This is a genomic window from Mesorhizobium sp. M0854 (assembly GCF_040319815.1).
GTDB lineage: Bacteria > Pseudomonadota > Alphaproteobacteria > Rhizobiales > Rhizobiaceae > Mesorhizobium.
In genome coordinates, this window is sequence record NZ_JAMYOL010000020.1 from 75443 (window position 1) to 90049 (window position 14607).

The 14607-nt window shown below is 58.2% G+C and carries 9 protein-coding genes; 5 read left to right on the forward strand and 4 right to left on the reverse strand.

Annotation, left to right across the window (positions count from 1 at the left end; translation table 11 throughout):
* Window positions 1-85 precede the first annotated feature (85 nt).
* From NKH99_RS24330 to NKH99_RS24345, 4 genes are all read left to right on the forward strand, one after another.
* Window positions 86-1189, forward strand: coding sequence for an NAD-dependent epimerase/dehydratase family protein (locus NKH99_RS24330; RefSeq protein ID WP_352821435.1), 1104 nt, complete (start codon window positions 86-88; stop codon window positions 1187-1189).
* 460 nt (window positions 1190-1649) lie between these two features.
* A complete protein-coding gene (locus NKH99_RS24335) occupies window positions 1650-2900 on the forward strand; it encodes an oligosaccharide flippase family protein (RefSeq protein WP_352472465.1) in 1251 nt (416 codons plus the stop codon).
* Window positions 2897-3946 carry a glycosyltransferase family 2 protein gene (locus NKH99_RS24340; protein WP_352472464.1) on the forward strand — a complete coding sequence of 350 codons (1050 nt, stop codon included), beginning with the start codon at window positions 2897-2899 and terminating at the stop codon, window positions 3944-3946. The genes NKH99_RS24335 and NKH99_RS24340 overlap by 4 nt, the downstream gene beginning before the upstream one ends.
* A gap of 99 nt (window positions 3947-4045) precedes the next feature.
* On the forward strand, window positions 4046-5095 hold the full coding sequence (locus tag NKH99_RS24345; protein WP_352472463.1) for a class I SAM-dependent methyltransferase: 1050 nt from the start codon (window positions 4046-4048) through the stop codon (window positions 5093-5095).
* Between the two features lie 295 nt (window positions 5096-5390).
* Here NKH99_RS24345 and NKH99_RS24350 read toward each other — a convergent pair whose 3' ends face one another.
* Genes NKH99_RS24350 through NKH99_RS24365 form a run of 4 tightly spaced genes read right to left on the reverse strand, consistent with a single transcriptional unit; the run spans window position 5391 to window position 12081 of the window.
* Window positions 5391-7607, reverse strand: a complete 2217-nt coding sequence (locus NKH99_RS24350) for a GumC family protein (protein WP_352472462.1) — start codon at window positions 7605-7607, stop codon at window positions 5391-5393.
* A gap of 1 nt (window position 7608) precedes the next feature.
* Window positions 7609-9603: an asparagine synthase (glutamine-hydrolyzing) gene (gene asnB / locus NKH99_RS24355; RefSeq protein ID WP_352472461.1), complete on the reverse strand. Its 1995-nt coding sequence runs from the start codon at window positions 9601-9603 to the stop codon at window positions 7609-7611.
* A 4-nt stretch (window positions 9604-9607) separates the two neighbouring features.
* Window positions 9608-10864: an O-antigen ligase family protein gene (locus tag NKH99_RS24360; protein WP_352472460.1), complete on the reverse strand. Its 1257-nt coding sequence runs from the start codon at window positions 10862-10864 to the stop codon at window positions 9608-9610.
* On the reverse strand, window positions 10861-12081 hold the full coding sequence (locus tag NKH99_RS24365) for a glycosyltransferase (protein WP_352472459.1): 1221 nt from the start codon (window positions 12079-12081) through the stop codon (window positions 10861-10863). Before NKH99_RS24365 ends, NKH99_RS24360 begins: the two co-directional genes overlap by 4 nt.
* Before the next feature lie 941 nt (window positions 12082-13022).
* Between NKH99_RS24365 and NKH99_RS24370 the strand changes: the two genes are divergently transcribed.
* Window positions 13023-14607 (forward strand): calcium-binding protein (locus NKH99_RS24370; protein ID WP_353015945.1); only part of this gene is annotated, 1585 nt, incomplete at its 3' end.

Sequence of the window (14607 nt, forward strand, 5' to 3'; positions counted from 1 at the left end):
GCAATTCGACACTGTCGAGTGACGTCGAAGGGGCAAAAAATTGGATCATGATTTAAACGGTGGTTCCGTTCTTTCTGCGGAAAATATGGAAACCGCCCGATCCCGGTCAGACCGCGCCGTGAAGGAACTCGCCCCGATAGGACCGATCGTCGTCACCGGTGCTGCAGGCTTCATTGGTTTTCACGTCGCCTTGCGGCTTTTGCGTCTGGGTGTCGAAGTCATCGGCGTCGACAATTTCACCCCCTACTACGATCCACGACTCAAGGAAGCGCGGTTTGCACGTCTCTGTGCCGAGCCGGGCTTCACTTCGATGCGAATTGACCTGGCGGATGCCGCCCGCGTTCAGTTGCTGTTTTCAGAATTTCGCCCCTCACACTTTGTCCATCTCGCGGCTCAGGCCGGCGTGCGTCATTCACTTGCTGACCCGCATTGCTATGTGCAATCGAACATAGTGGCGTTTCTCAACGTCCTTGAGGGCTGCCGGCACTTCGGCGCTAGTCATCTCGTCTACGCTTCGTCGAGCTCCGTCTACGGCTCAAATCGAACCACACCGTTTTCTGAGCATCACGGCGCAGACCATCCTGTCAGTCTGTACGCCGCAACCAAGCGTTCAAACGAATTCATGGCGCATTCATACAGTCATTTATTCTGCTTGCCCGTGACCGGACTGCGCTTCTTCACCGTTTATGGCCCCTGGGGCAGGCCCGACATGGCAGTCTACATGTTCACGCGTTTGATTATCGAGGGGAAACCAATCGAAGTAGCCAATGCCGGCCGCGTGTGGCGAGACTTCACCTATATCGACGACGTCGCTGAGGGGGTGGTTCGAGCACTCGCTGCACCGCCGCGACCCGACCCGGGTTGGGATTTTCTTACCGCAGATCCCGCCACAAGTTCTGCACCGTACCGCGTCTATAATATTGGCAACGACCGGCCGGAGGAGATTAACCGGCTGATTTCGCTCATCGAGACCGCCCTTGGCTGCCGGGCGATTCGCGTGGAAGTGCCTCTACCACCGGGCGACGTTCTGGAGACTCGCGCCGACGTGAGTGATCTTCGTAACGCTGTCGGCTTCGCCCCGGCGACAACGCTCGAGGACGGAGTGCAACGCTTTGTCGAATGGTACCGGGACTTTCATGGAACGAACATCGCAGCCAGCACACAGCAACAAACGTTAATGCATGTGTAAGCCCACCGTGTAATCCGCGCCTTGTCGGAGCGACGAATCCACGCGTCGGCCATCCTTGTCGCGGCTGCTGGTCTGGTCAAAAGATCCAGTTGGTACCGCATAACGTGACGACGACATTCCCGAGCATCGATGCCCGCGCGATCCCCGCAGAAATCAGTTCATCGCGGGCAAGTCCAACGAGCGGTCTCAATTTCAGAGCTGCAGTTGTGCCCCGCCCGGAGCACAAAGAATTCGCTACATCGCCGCTCCGCCGAACGATGTCATTCAGATGGATGATGGTGACGTTCAGGCCCCATCGTAAGCTCCGGTCAACCGCATTTTGCCTCCTCGGAATCGCGAGCTCATGTCCCAAAGCTACTTTCTGAGATCCAGGACGGTTCCTACGGTCGAGAAAATAATCACCCGTGTTCCTCCAAGCCCGATCGGCAGTATTCTGCGCGCGGCAGGAGGCGTTTCGGCCATGGCGATTGCCGGTCAGTTGACTCTCGTCGCCGCTATTCCCGTTTTGGCCCGGCTCTATTCCCCGGCAGATTTCGGGATCTTCACGATTTATCTTTCGATCGTAAACATCCTCGGCGCGATCGCAGCACTGCGTTTCGAGGCCTCTCTCTATGGTGTCAAGGACAATGCGCGGGCGTATGTGACTGTTAAGCTCATTCTCCTGGCTGTGTCGGTGACGAGTGTCCTCGCCTTTGCGGCAGGACTGCTGTGGGCGAGCATCGCTCCAGCGCGGGTCGGCCACCTCGCCTGGCTCGTTCCACTTGGGATGGCGGGCGCAGGTCTCGTCGAAGCCATGAACTGCTGGAGCCTGCGCGCAGGCCTGCTACGAGACTTCGCCCTCGGCCGGCTGATCTTGCCGGCGACCATGGCCCTGCTGCAATTGATTTTTGGGCTCGCCCATTTCGGAGGTGAGTCGATGGTACATGCCCATATCCTGAGCCAATTCATTTTTATCGGACTCCTCGGCTCTCGGATTCTGAGCTGGAAGGACTTACACGGCGTCGCCCGAGCGCCGTGGCGTACCGTCTTTGCCGTCGCCAGGCGAGAATACAAGTTTCCGTTATTTGACATTCCCTCAGCTCTCGCGAGTTTCGCCATTATCAATCTTCCCGCAATACTTGTTGGTTCGCTGTTTGGCGCCGCTTTTGCGGGTTACCTGGGAGTGGCAGCGCGGCTGGTGACTGCGCCGGTCACGCTGATCGCCACCCCGCTCAGCAATGTTTTTGTCTCCGAGGCGAACAAAAACAGTGATCGCAGACATCTGCTCGGCACCGCACGCGGCCTCTTGATGCTTTCAGCCTGCCTCACTGCATTGCCAATATTGGCGCTTGGCCTGGCTGCGCCATATATTGTCGTCCCCCTGCTGGGCCCGCCCTGGGTTCCCGCCGCAGACATTATGACCGCGCTGGCGTTCATGGGGGCTGCGCAGGCGTTGGCGACGCCGCTTCAAGATGTCCCAGCTCTCCTGCGCCGGCAGGAGCTACGGCTTCTCGTCGACGGCGCGCGGACGGCGCTGGTGTTTGGTCCGCTTCTTGCCGGTGCTGAGGCAGGTTGGGAACCACTCAAGGTCATTTATCTGATGGCGGCCGGCGGCGGCGTCGGGTTTGCACTGAAAACGGCGGCCTCTCTGTATATTTTGAGCCATGCCATTAAACCAGCGGGAGCTGCCATACCAAAACAAGGTCATCATCTCGAGGGAAAAGCACCATGAAACAATCGCAGCTTGATCAGCTCCAAACGACCGCTGTGGTTGACCAACATCATCGCGCTGATGCTTCGCGACTGCGCCCTTTCATTTCAGTTGCAATCCCAACCTTTCGCCGACCGGACACGATCCGCCGGGCAATGGATAGCATTCTGAGTCAGAATTTTTCCAGTTGGGAGTTGGTCGTCAGCGACGACGAGGGCCGGGACGGACCGACCTGGGCAATCGTGGCCGAGTATGCGCGGACCGAGCCTCGCATCCGAATTGTCGAAAACTGCCGGGGCCGCGGTCAGGTAGAGAATACCAACAATGCCATGCTCGCTTGCGCCGGAAAATGGATCAAGCTGCTCCATGACGATGACTGGCTCGCCCCGGGCGCACTCAAGACCTTTGCCGAGGTTTCCACCAAGCATCCCTCAGCTGCATTCATGACCTGTGCAGCCAATATAATTGAGGACGATCGGATGAAATTCCGATTGCCACCGCAGGGGCGGCAACGAATTTCCGTCTACTCAAGCCAGCAATGCCTGACGGACCTCTATCTGGTCCGCACGACGCGGAGCCTTGGGATCATCCCATCGACGCTTTTGATCAACCGCGACGTCATTCACGCGGGTTGCCTGATGCGCGCCCATAATTCAATCCCAGCTGGAGTCGACCAGCTGTTCTTTGTCGATCTGGCCTGCCACGGAGACATGGTCGCGATAAACGATGGCTTGATCTTCTACGACGCGACGAACCACCCGAGCATCACTACAACCAAGAGTTTCGATGAGGTCGATCAGGTAACGCTTGCCGTCAAAGAGCTTAACTGGAACCTCATCGAGGATCGTAAACATCTTCCCTGCCCTGAGACTCTGTTACGGGCGCTGCGGGTTGCTCGTCTTCCCAGCAGATTCCACCAGCAACCCTGGCGGGCGACGATCCGAGATGCGATGCAAATTCTTCGCCCGTCAGTTATGAAAATAGCGAGCCAGCACATTCTTACTTACGTGTTCGCGATCCGCCCGAGACTGGGTCGATTGCGTAGCCTGAGACGATTTAGCTTCTGAGCATGGCGGCATCGTCGAGCGCGACGGCGGGCGGGCTGGGGCGCATCATATACCGTCGAAGGCGGCTTTCCTTCGGTCTGGCCTTTAGGGGTAAGCGAGATGACCATTTGTCCGGCGTGTGCCAGTGTATCAACCGCGAAATTGTTCGAAGTGACAGCAGATGAGGCCTCTCGACATTTCATCAATCCGCGTCAGGACCCCGACCGCTCTCGAAAATTAACAAGCCACCTGTCGGATCTCTGGGGCAGCAACACATGCGATATCCGCAAATGCGCAGATTGCGGATTCGGTTTTGCAGATCCCTTCGTCGCTGGCGGCGTTGAATTTTATAACTTAGCCTGGGCGTACCCTTCCTATCCGACCATGAAATGGGAATATTCAAGGACTATCGAAGAGCTCGCGGGCCTGAAGACTGGCGGAAAAACTGCCCTCGAAGTGGGGTCTGGGTTCGGATATTTTCTCGATCGCATCAAGAATAAATTCTTCCATGTTTCCGACATCTCTGCGGTCGACTACAACGAAACGGCGAGGTCTGTACTGGCGTCGAAAGGCTTTAAGACCTATTCAGGCGATTTTCGGATGGACAGCTTCGATTCTATGAAAGAGTCCTTCGACTTTATTTTCATGTTTCAAGTCTTCGAGCATATGGACCAAGTGGACGACGTTTTTGCTCGATTGAAATATCTTTTGAAGGCGCAAGGTTCTGCCTTTATCGCCGTGCCAAATGAAAACAGAACTTACTACATGGAGTCCCATGGCTCGCTCATAGACATGCCACCAAACCACATCGGCCGATGGACGAAAGAAGCCTTCGATGCCATATGTCAGCGGCACGGCTTGCAATTGAGCAAGTGCGAGCGGGAGCCGTTCAATCTCGCCAAATTCCTGAAACAAGACATCGTCCACAGCTTTTTCCGAAAGGGAGAGAAACCAGGTAGCGTGAGTGAGTTCGTGCGCGCCCTGCCGCGAAGCAAAGCGCAACGGATTGCGCAAGGTTTGACTGCCCTTGCGATTTCACCATCGCGGTTGCCGGCATGGGCATACGCGGTCAGGAATGCATCGACGATGGGGGGGAGCGCACTCTGGGCAAAGATCGACAAAGTCTCGTCACCTGCGCTACGGATTCATCGCCAAGCCAAGCAGCGATGAGCGGGTCCGCGTGAAGGGTGATTTCGACACCACTAGGCGCGCGGTGAACGCCAAGCAGACGAAGGACGGCGTCAGGCGCGTTGCCTCAGATGGGGTCCGGAATTCATGAATGCCCGTCCGGCGGCTCCTGGCCGTAGGTTCCGTTGTGACACTTCGGACCCACGCTCCGGATGGATCTCTCCGCGACAACCCCAGCTACTGCCGGATGGCCCGCGCCCAGCAGCCGATCGGCGCAGCGCCTAGCGCGGTGATTTTCAACCAAGCGGGAAGTGCGCAACAACAAGAGCCGCGCTCGTCATGTCCTCTCCAGCAAGAGGTCAGCGCTGTCCCCGAACCGGTAACCAGCGTGCTTCCTGAGATTAACCTTCGTGAGAACGCTTGCGACGGGGACCGAAGCTGGTGCATCGCCCGCAAGCAGGTCCAGAACGCCTCGCGCGATGCTGCGTCGCGTTTTCGCCCAGCGAACGGCGAAAAGAACCACGTCACCCCAGCCTGTCAGGAGCCTGGCCTCTGGTCCCTCAAGCCCCAGCGGTCCATTTATGATGACGACCCGATAGATCGAGTGCAGTTCATCTTTGAAAGGGGAGCCGTCGACACTGGACAGCAAGGGCAGCAGATCCTCCGACGGTGCGAGCGCCATGAAGTCGATCCCGATCGCCGACATTCCTGCTATCGCATCGTGCAGTGCACAACGGTCACTCACATAGTCTCCGAAAAAATTGTGCGGCTTACGTGCGCTGAATTCCTTCACAAACTCGCCCGTAAGGCGGTGGTCCGTGCGGTCCAGATCAATGAAGAGTACTCGCCCTCCAAGTCTGGTGGCCGCCAAGGCCATGCTCCATGCGAGCTCGGTCTTGCCATCATCCTCACCGCAGGATGTTATCAAGATTATGTTCGAGTAATCCCTTGCCTGTTGGGGCGCCGCGGCGACAAGCAGGGACGTCACGGCGCGGCTGTATCTGCACCCCTGCTGGCCTGAAACCAGCTGCTGCAGTCGCTTCGCGTGCGTTGTGGGAGCCTGGGGTATTAGCCCGAGGCACGGAACCTTGAGCGCTGCTTCAGCTTCGGCCTCTCCGCGCAAAGTGCGATCGAAGCGTTGGCGGACAAGTATGAAAATCCCTCCAATCAGGCCAAACACGACCATGCCAGGCGGAATAAGAAAAATTGGCGAAAGAGTCGTTGGATTGGTAGGGGGCCACGCCGCTGAGAGAAGCCTGACTCCGGGGGATGGACTTGCAATACGCCGCATCAAGTCCTGTTGCCGGGTCAAAAGGTCGTTGTAGCGCTGCGTCAGGATGCTGACCTGCGGCTCGAGAGCACGCAGTCCGGAAAGCCGGCCGGCTGTATCGGCCACAACCGCATCTAGGACATCCTTACGCTTTTGCAGCGCCGCAATCTGGGAGCGATAGATGTTTGCCTCAGCAGCGACGCGGGCGATTTCTTGTTCGATCTCACGATCGATCGCATTTGTGACATTCTCATCTGCCGTGCCGTTGGCCTGGCCTGCCAAGAGATCGGCCAGCAAGGGTGATCCGATGGCTTCGGCTACCGAGGCAACGGGCGCGCCCCCCTTTCGCAAGTCCTGAATGTGTTGGAGTCGGGATTCCGTTGCGGAGAGGTCCGCTTTCGACAAGGAAATTTGCTGAGTGAGTTCGGCTGTCTCCTTGGCAGCATTGTCCGCCGCACCTTGATCGACCGCGCCATGGCTCAACCGATATCTCTCCAGACGATCGGTCGCTTCTGCCAGACTGCTTTGTATAGTCGGCAGCCCGGAGACTATCGAGTCGAGTTCCAGCCTGTCCGACGCTTGGCTTTTCCTTGCCAGATCGCCAATATACACTTCGACGAACGTGTTGGCGATCAGAGCGGCTCGCGCCGGATCGTGATCGGTGAAGCCGACACTGATAACTCTCGATCGCAGCTCCTGGCCGATCCTCATACCTTCACGCAGCACCTTGAGTTCAGCCGCATCTGGCGCCGCCGGCGTGCTTCGCGGCCAAATTTTGGCCAGCAAATCGGCTGGAACCGAGCGCAAATTCAGCGGCTCGACGCCAACAGGCTTCGGAGGATGGTTTCCGGTTCGAGCACCAGCCTGTTTAGCACCATTGGCAGCATCCGTTTTGCGCAGCGCTGCCACTACGCTTCGCAGGTGGCTTTGCGATGAGAGCATGGTGATATGGTCGTCAATGCTGGAATCCAGCTGATCCTGAGCAGAGATCAAGCCGCCGGCAGGGGCTGCTCTACTAGGTGCGTCGACGATTACCTGCGTGGTGGCCTCGTATAGGGCAGGCCGTGCAAGCCCTCCAAGCGCGGCCAAGACACCGCCTGCGACGACCATGGCCAGGAGGAACCACTTTTTTCTTGAGAGGGTAACGAGGAGCTGATGGAGCGGGGTTTGCGTGTCCATCTGCTCACGTAACGGCCGTTTCATGCGCGGAGTGATTTCGCGCGCAGGCAAGTGCATTTCGGTAACGTGCGGAAGGTGGATGCGGCTAACTATGGACCCTTCCATCTTAATCTCCTGTAAGTTCGGGCACGCGAGAACCCGTTGCTGGCGGCGATGGCCGCCTTGCCTCGTTGTGCCAGGCCTGGAACATCAAAGCCGGCCACAATTCGCGAGAATGGTCGTGCCTGCCATCGACGTGACCGCGCCAGCACGCATCCACCTTCGCAAGGTCGAAAATTCCGTCTCCGGAGATGCGCATATCGGCGACAAGATCGTTTGCCCAACTGAGCAGCGGGCCCCTCAGCCAGACTGCTATAGGAACATCGAAACCTTGCTTTGGCCGCTCGATCAGTCGCTGCGGAACGTACCGGCGCAACAGCTGACGAAGGATCCACTTACCTTTGCCATTACGAACCTTGGTATTCGTCGGCAGGCGCCAGGCGAATTCGACAACCCGATGATCGAGTAGCGGGCACCGCCCCTCGAGGCTGTTGGCCATGCTGGCGCGGTCCAGCTTCACCAATATATCGCCGGGCAGGTAGCCGTCCATATCGTCATACAAAAGACGGGACAGCAGCCCATCAAGCCGGTGCTCGACGTGGATTGATGAGGGGGGCTGGTGCAGGCTGAGGTTCTCGGTCGACGATCTCGTCAGTCGCCGAAACAACTCGTCCTCATCGGCTGCAGCGAGTAGCTGAGCGAGGCGATCCAGCCGGTCGCCCCGCAGCGCATGCCGTGCACCCTCCGAAAGCGGCAGCTTCCCGACGAGATCGTGACGGGCTGCACGGGCCAGTAACCCAGTGCCTGCCGCGAGCGCCCGACGCAGTGCCGACGGCAGAGTATGCTGTCGTCGCAGGCGGGCAGCCATGAAGTGGCGGGCGTAGCCGGCGAAGCATTCGTCGCCACCGTCACCCGACAGAGCCACCGTAACGTGCCGGCGGGCGAGCCGCGCCACCAGCAGAGTTGGTATCTGCGATTCGTCAGCGAAAGGCTCGTCCCAGATCTGCGGCAATTCTGGAATGACTTCGCGCGCTACGGCAGCCGAAAGGTGGAGTTCGGTATGGTCGGTGCCCAGATGCCGCGCGACTTCCGCCGCGTGGGGAGCCTCATCGAACCCGCCCTCTCCGAAAGCGATCGTGAACGTGCGCACCGGCTTGTCCGATTGAGCCTGCATCAGGGCTACAACCGTCGAGCTGTCTATTCCGCCCGACAGGAAGGCCCCGAGCGGAACGTCAGCGATCATGCGCTCCCGAACGGCAAGTCGAAGCAGGCCATCCAGTTCAGTGGTAAGTTCTTCGTCACTGCCGACGACCTGCTCCGCCCGCCCTTTGGCGGCGGTTTCGGCTAGCGACCACCAGTATCGAATACGATGCGCTAGCGAGGCGGCACTTCGCGACGCGGCGAAGTCAGCGGCCGTCACCGACAGGACCGAACCCGGCGGTAATTTGAACACGCCTCGCCAGATGCAGCTGTCATCCGGTACCCATCCGTTCGAAAGCATCGCCGCGGCCGCATTGATATCGAGCTCCTGACAAAAACCTGGAAAACGGGTGATCGCCTTCAACTCAGAGGCAAAAACAAGCGCATCACGTGTTGAGGCGACATAAAGCGGCTTTTTGCCCATTCGGTCGCGGGCGAGATGGAGCGTCCTCGTCTTCAGATCCCATAGTCCTAGCGCGAACATTCCGGCGAAGCGTGTGAGTGCTTTTTCGAGGCCCCAATTCTCAATGGCGGCAAGCATGACCTCGGTATCGCTGGTGCCCCTGAAATGACTACCTGTACTTTCCAGCTCGCAGCGCAGATCGCGGAAATTGTATATTTCGCCGTTAAACGTAATGACGTATCTGCCGCTTTCGGAATGCATTGGCTGGCAGCCCGCCTCCGACAGATCAACAATGGCCAAACGCCTGTGACCGAAGGCAAGCCCGGCTTCGCTATGTATCCAGAATGCCTCGCCATCCGGTCCGCGGTGACGAAGCGCGGCCGTCATTTGCTCTATTGCCTTGAGCGGCTTCGTGTCGGCTGAATCGGGGGCAAGAAGAATTCCGGCAATACCACACATGCCATTAACCCGGATTGTTGGAGATTGCAGAAACTGCTTTCGGAGCACCGGCGACAAGGCAGATGGTCAGCGCAAACCACACGATCGGGTGACGGATGATCAGGTGCGGCATTCCGAAAATAGCGATTGACACCACGAGCGCTAACAGCGCGTCGAGCTTCGCACGCCATACCGACACGATGGCGGCGCTGACGATCCAGACCAGCGCCAGAACCGCAATAAGTCCACCTTGAGTGTACAGGTCGAGGATCGTGTTGTGAGCCTCGAAGGGTCGTTCCAGAAATTGCGATTCGAACACTGATGGGCGCTCGAGATGCGGACCTGGACCAAGGCCCAACGACCCGGATTCCGCGCCCTTCTCTATTGCTTCGTCCCAGAGATGCACGCGGAGTGCGGCGGTTTCGGCAGTGGCCTCGCCGCCCTTGTCCTTGGTCAGGCCCTTGGCGAAGTTTTCGAGGACGCTCGCCTCCGTCACGGCGTAGGGGGTTATCGCGATCGCCAACGGAAGGATACCGACGAGCAACAGGAGGACGGCTTGCCGTGAAAAGCTGCCCCTGTTGCCACCGGTCTTGAGCCATGTCCTGATCCGCAGCCCGAGGAACGTCAGGCAGGTCAGGATACTGGTATACAAATAGGTATCGCTCTTTGTCAGCCTCCCGACATAGAAGGTTAGGAACAAGCTGGCGATCCCAAGAAACCTGCCCCATCGATTGCTGGTGGTGGTCGCAAGATGCAAGGCTAGCGGGCCAAAGATTGCGCAGTAGAGCGCGAGCTGATTTGGATTGTGCGACCAGCCGCGAAAGCGGTCCCAGTACCAGGGATCGACGCCAGCTCGGGGGATCCAGCCCCAGCCCTGTCCCAGCTGAATGGCAAGGGCCATATTCGCGATACCCACGACCCACCAGCCAGTACGACGGAGATGGCGGTCGGCGTCGGGTTCTGCAGCGGCAAGGCAGGTGACGCTGACCAACAGCAGGTAGGCCATCGTATCGTGCATCAGGCCCGTCAGGTATAGAACTGTGGTCAGATAGCCGACAACGGTGCCGACCCCCAGAGCCAGCGCCATGATCGTCCAGTAACTTGCAAGGAGTGTCAGCGCCGGCCTGGTCTCCAGGCGACCGCCGGCAAGGACGCGCGCGATCGACAGCATGATCCAAAGCACGAGGAACAGTTCGCCAATCCCCAAGGGCGACCCGGGAATGTCGAGTTGCTCCGCATAGGTCGTTGCGAGCCCGCAGGCCAGGATCGCGTCCCGGATCATCGGCGCACATCCAATCTACCGCTGACAGCATCGTCTCTAATTAAGACCGGATACGCCGGTCGGGCGAGGCCACCGTGGGATTTGGCGCCAAGGATATTTTCGTACAGATCGCAATACTGAGCGACCACCCGCGGCAGCGCGAACTGCTCACGGACGAGTTCGACAGAACGACCGCCCATGATTTTTCCGTGACTGCGGTCGGACAGGATGTCGACTATTCGAGATGCAAGGCCATCGGCGTCGTAGGGTTGGACTAGGTAGCCGTTCCATCCATCCTCGACCACCTCATTGCAGCCGGGCATCTTTGAGGCGACCATGGGCAATCCCGCCAGCCCTGCCTCGAGCAGGACGCGCGGGATTCCTTCTCGATATTGTGTGGGGAAGGCGAACACGTCGGCCATGCCAAGAAGGGCTGGAACATCGCGTCGTGGGCCTAGCGCGATGATATGAGGAGCGTGTCTATCGATTTCCGACTTGTCGAATGCAAATGGACCTTCGGACTCCCAAGGGCCGACAAGCACGAAACGCGCATTAGGCCTTTTAGAAAGGACGCGGGGGACTGCTTGGAGCAGCGTCGGGATGCCCTTCTGGCGGGTTAGCCGGCCCACAAAAATTACGATCTCTGCTGACTGGAGCCCGAGTTCCTGGCGCATTTTCGCCGCCGGCGGAGCAAGATGCCTCGCCATAGCGAACGCATCGACATCGATGCCAGAACTGCGGATCACTCTTCCGCTGCCAGGTTCAATCAATCGAAAGCGCTTGAAGAAAGCCTCATCGTCCCGATTCTGAAATACCGTCGCTGCCGTCCAGAAGGAGGCAAGCCATTGTAGTCCGCAAAAAATTGGACGTAAGGCCAGAGCACGCGGTTCCAACGATGAGAATGTCCAGCCCAGGCCGTTGATCGTGCGCACGACCGGGACCGTTCCGCGCACCGAAATGGGTGTCAGCAGGTTAGGCTTGGTATCGAAGCTTTGGACGATGTCAGGCCGAAGTTCCGCAAGCAATTTCCGAATCGCTCTTACAGCGGTCCACTCGCCAGTGCCGCTGGCAAATCGGTCGAAACCGTAGCGGCGATGCGGAATGCCATGCCGCAAAAACGCAGCCTCATCGCCGGTTGAAACTGCCGTGACCCGGAAGCCGCTTTCGCGCAGCGACATTAGGAACGGAATTCTCAGGGCGTGATCTTCGCCTCCCACACAAACGAGATGCGGATTCATCCCGAAGCTCCCGTCCGTGCGCCGTGTTCCGGTCGCGTGAAGTAACTGCCTTTCGCATCTGCTTTCATGGTTTTGCTTCGTTACTTCTGTGCGCGTGAAAGGATACGGTAGGAGGAGGCTTGCATACTGTCCTCGTCTGTTTGAATGAGGCAAACTGCATGGGGATCACGGCCTTACGGGTATCGCGAACCGCCTCGACGGCATCTGGTGGTGCATAGGAACGGGTACGGTGATGAATTGCGCCTCGAACTCTAGGGGTTCGGCCAAGCCGGACTTGCAACTGATAAGGCAACCGAAGAAAGCGCTTCCGACAGTCGTGCGTTGTACGGCTGCTCTACGCTGGGCGCGTCGGATTCCTAAGCTCCCGGTCCGGGTTCGCGCCTCAGCTTGTCCCGCTTGTGCTACCAGGCATGATAGTCGACCCCTCAGCCACAACTCCTGGCGCAACCTGCCTCCTTGCGACCAGCGGATAAGCCGATTCGGACCGTTCCGACGCCGGCGACCTGATCTGCCGACCGATTTCACGCGACGAACGCGCGGACACCTACGAATTATCCACAACTAATTGGTTGCGGGATTGAGACTGTGGAGGGGTCTGGCTCTTAGGTGAACGTCTGTCTGATCTCTCAATGCGCGGGTGAACAGTTAGATAGAAACATAATTTACAAGTTTATTTCAGCGATCTGCAAGATACGCTCTAGATATTTAACTATCTGTCTTTCAATCTAACCAGATGGGCTGGATAAAACACGGCCCTTTGATGGGATCATATTCTTGTTACTTATTTATTATGTCCATGGAAGTTACTCCTTCCGTGCAGCATTCCTATCGGCGATCAACCATTCTATCAGAGCCTGCAGGTATGTGATTTGGCGCTAATATACACCCTCTAGTAGGCAGACATCCGCGGGGCGCTATCGAATCAAAATGAGGGATTATGGATGGCAACTCTGCACTATGCATCGGGTGGTTCTGCCACCGAAATCGCAACCGCCGGCTTCAATCTGGCTGACGTTCAGTATGTTTCGCTGGTCGACGCATTGCCTGACGGCATGAAAGGCCTGGTGTACCTCAACGAGCATGAGGGCGTAACCGCATCCTTCATCGAGAAAATGACCCCCTTCCTCGGCAATCCGAATGTGTTTGGGTTCTATCTGGTTGACGAGCCCGATCCCACGGGCAGGTGGGGCACCTATGCAACCGCCGAGAACCTGAAGGCGGAATCCGACTGGATCCATGAGCATTTTCCAGGCGCCAAGACCTTCATCACCATGATGAACATGGGATCCCCGACCAATCCGGATTTTACCAACACCTACAATCCCGCCAACACGCATATCGACTATTTTGGAATAGACCCCTATCCGGTGCGCACGGGAACGGACACGGTCGACTACGACATGATCGACCGAGCCGTGGCTGCAGCGGTGAAGTCGGGCATCCCGATCAGCAACATCGTTCCGGTCTATCAGGCCTTCGGCGGCGGCAACTGGGAGACTTCCGACGGCGGCAGACAGGTCATGCCCACCGCCGAACAGATGCAAATCATGATCGATCATTGGGCCAGGCTGGTTCCGTCACCTGCCTTCGACTACACCTACAAATGGGGAACGCAGAACGGCGACACCGCATTAGAGAGCTCTCCGGAACTACAAGCCGTTTTCCGGGAGCACAACCTCGCAACGACTGGGACCGAACCGCCTCCCGTCGACACAAGCGACACCTTGTATGGCACCAGCGGCGACGATGTGTTTCACGGCGCCGGCGGCCACACGATGATCGGCTATGGCGGCAATGACACCTATTATGTCGATGACATCCGCGACAAGGAGATCGAGGCCGCGGGCGGCGGTACCGACAAAGCATTCGCCTCCGTAAGTCATGCGCTTGCGGCCGGATCGGAAATCGAACTTCTCGCCACCAACAGCCCGTCCGGCACCACGGCGATCAACCTGACCGGCAATGCGTTCGCCCAGACTATCCAGGGCAATGCCGGTGCCAATGTCATCAACGGCGCCGGCGGGGCCGATACGTTGGTCGGCTATGGAGGCAATGACACCTACTATGTAGACAATGCCGGCGACAGGGTGTTCGAGGTGGTGGGCGGTGGTACAGACAGGGTGTTCGCTGCTGTAAGCCATACGCTTTCGGCCGGATCGGAAATCGAACTTCTTGCTACCAACCCATCGGGCACATCGGCAATCAACCTCACCGGCAATGAGTTCGCCCAGAGCATCGGGGGTAACGCCGGCGCCAATGTCATTAATGGCGGCGGTGGCGCCGATACGTTGGTCGGCTATGGCGGCAATGACACCTACTATGTAGACAATGCCGGCGACAGGGTGTTCGAGGCGGTGGGCGGTGGTACAGACAGGGTGTTCGCTACTGTAAGCCATACGCTTTCGGCCGGATCGGAAATCGAACTTCTTGCTACCAACCCGTCGGGCACATCGGCAATCAACCTCACCGGCAATGAGTTCGCCCAGAGCATCGGGGGTAACGCCGGCGCCAATGTCATTAATGGCG

Excerpts from the sequence above, each read along its gene's own strand:
- NKH99_RS24330 (WP_352821435.1), top strand. The coding sequence starts at position 86 with ATGGAAACCGCCCGATCCCGGTCAGACCGCGCCGTGAAGGAACTCGCC.
- NKH99_RS24335 (WP_352472465.1), top strand. The coding sequence starts at position 1,650 with ATGGCGATTGCCGGTCAGTTGACTCTCGTCGCCGCTATTCCCGTTTTG.
- NKH99_RS24340 (WP_352472464.1), top strand. The coding sequence starts at position 2,897 with ATGAAACAATCGCAGCTTGATCAGCTCCAAACGACCGCTGTGGTTGAC.
- NKH99_RS24345 (WP_352472463.1), top strand. The coding sequence starts at position 4,046 with ATGACCATTTGTCCGGCGTGTGCCAGTGTATCAACCGCGAAATTGTTC.
- NKH99_RS24350 (WP_352472462.1), bottom strand. The coding sequence starts at position 7,607 with ATGGAAGGGTCCATAGTTAGCCGCATCCACCTTCCGCACGTTACCGAA.
- asnB (WP_352472461.1), bottom strand. The coding sequence starts at position 9,603 with ATGTGTGGTATTGCCGGAATTCTTCTTGCCCCCGATTCAGCCGACACG.
- NKH99_RS24360 (WP_352472460.1), bottom strand. The coding sequence starts at position 10,864 with ATGATCCGGGACGCGATCCTGGCCTGCGGGCTCGCAACGACCTATGCG.
- NKH99_RS24365 (WP_352472459.1), bottom strand. The coding sequence starts at position 12,081 with ATGAATCCGCATCTCGTTTGTGTGGGAGGCGAAGATCACGCCCTGAGA.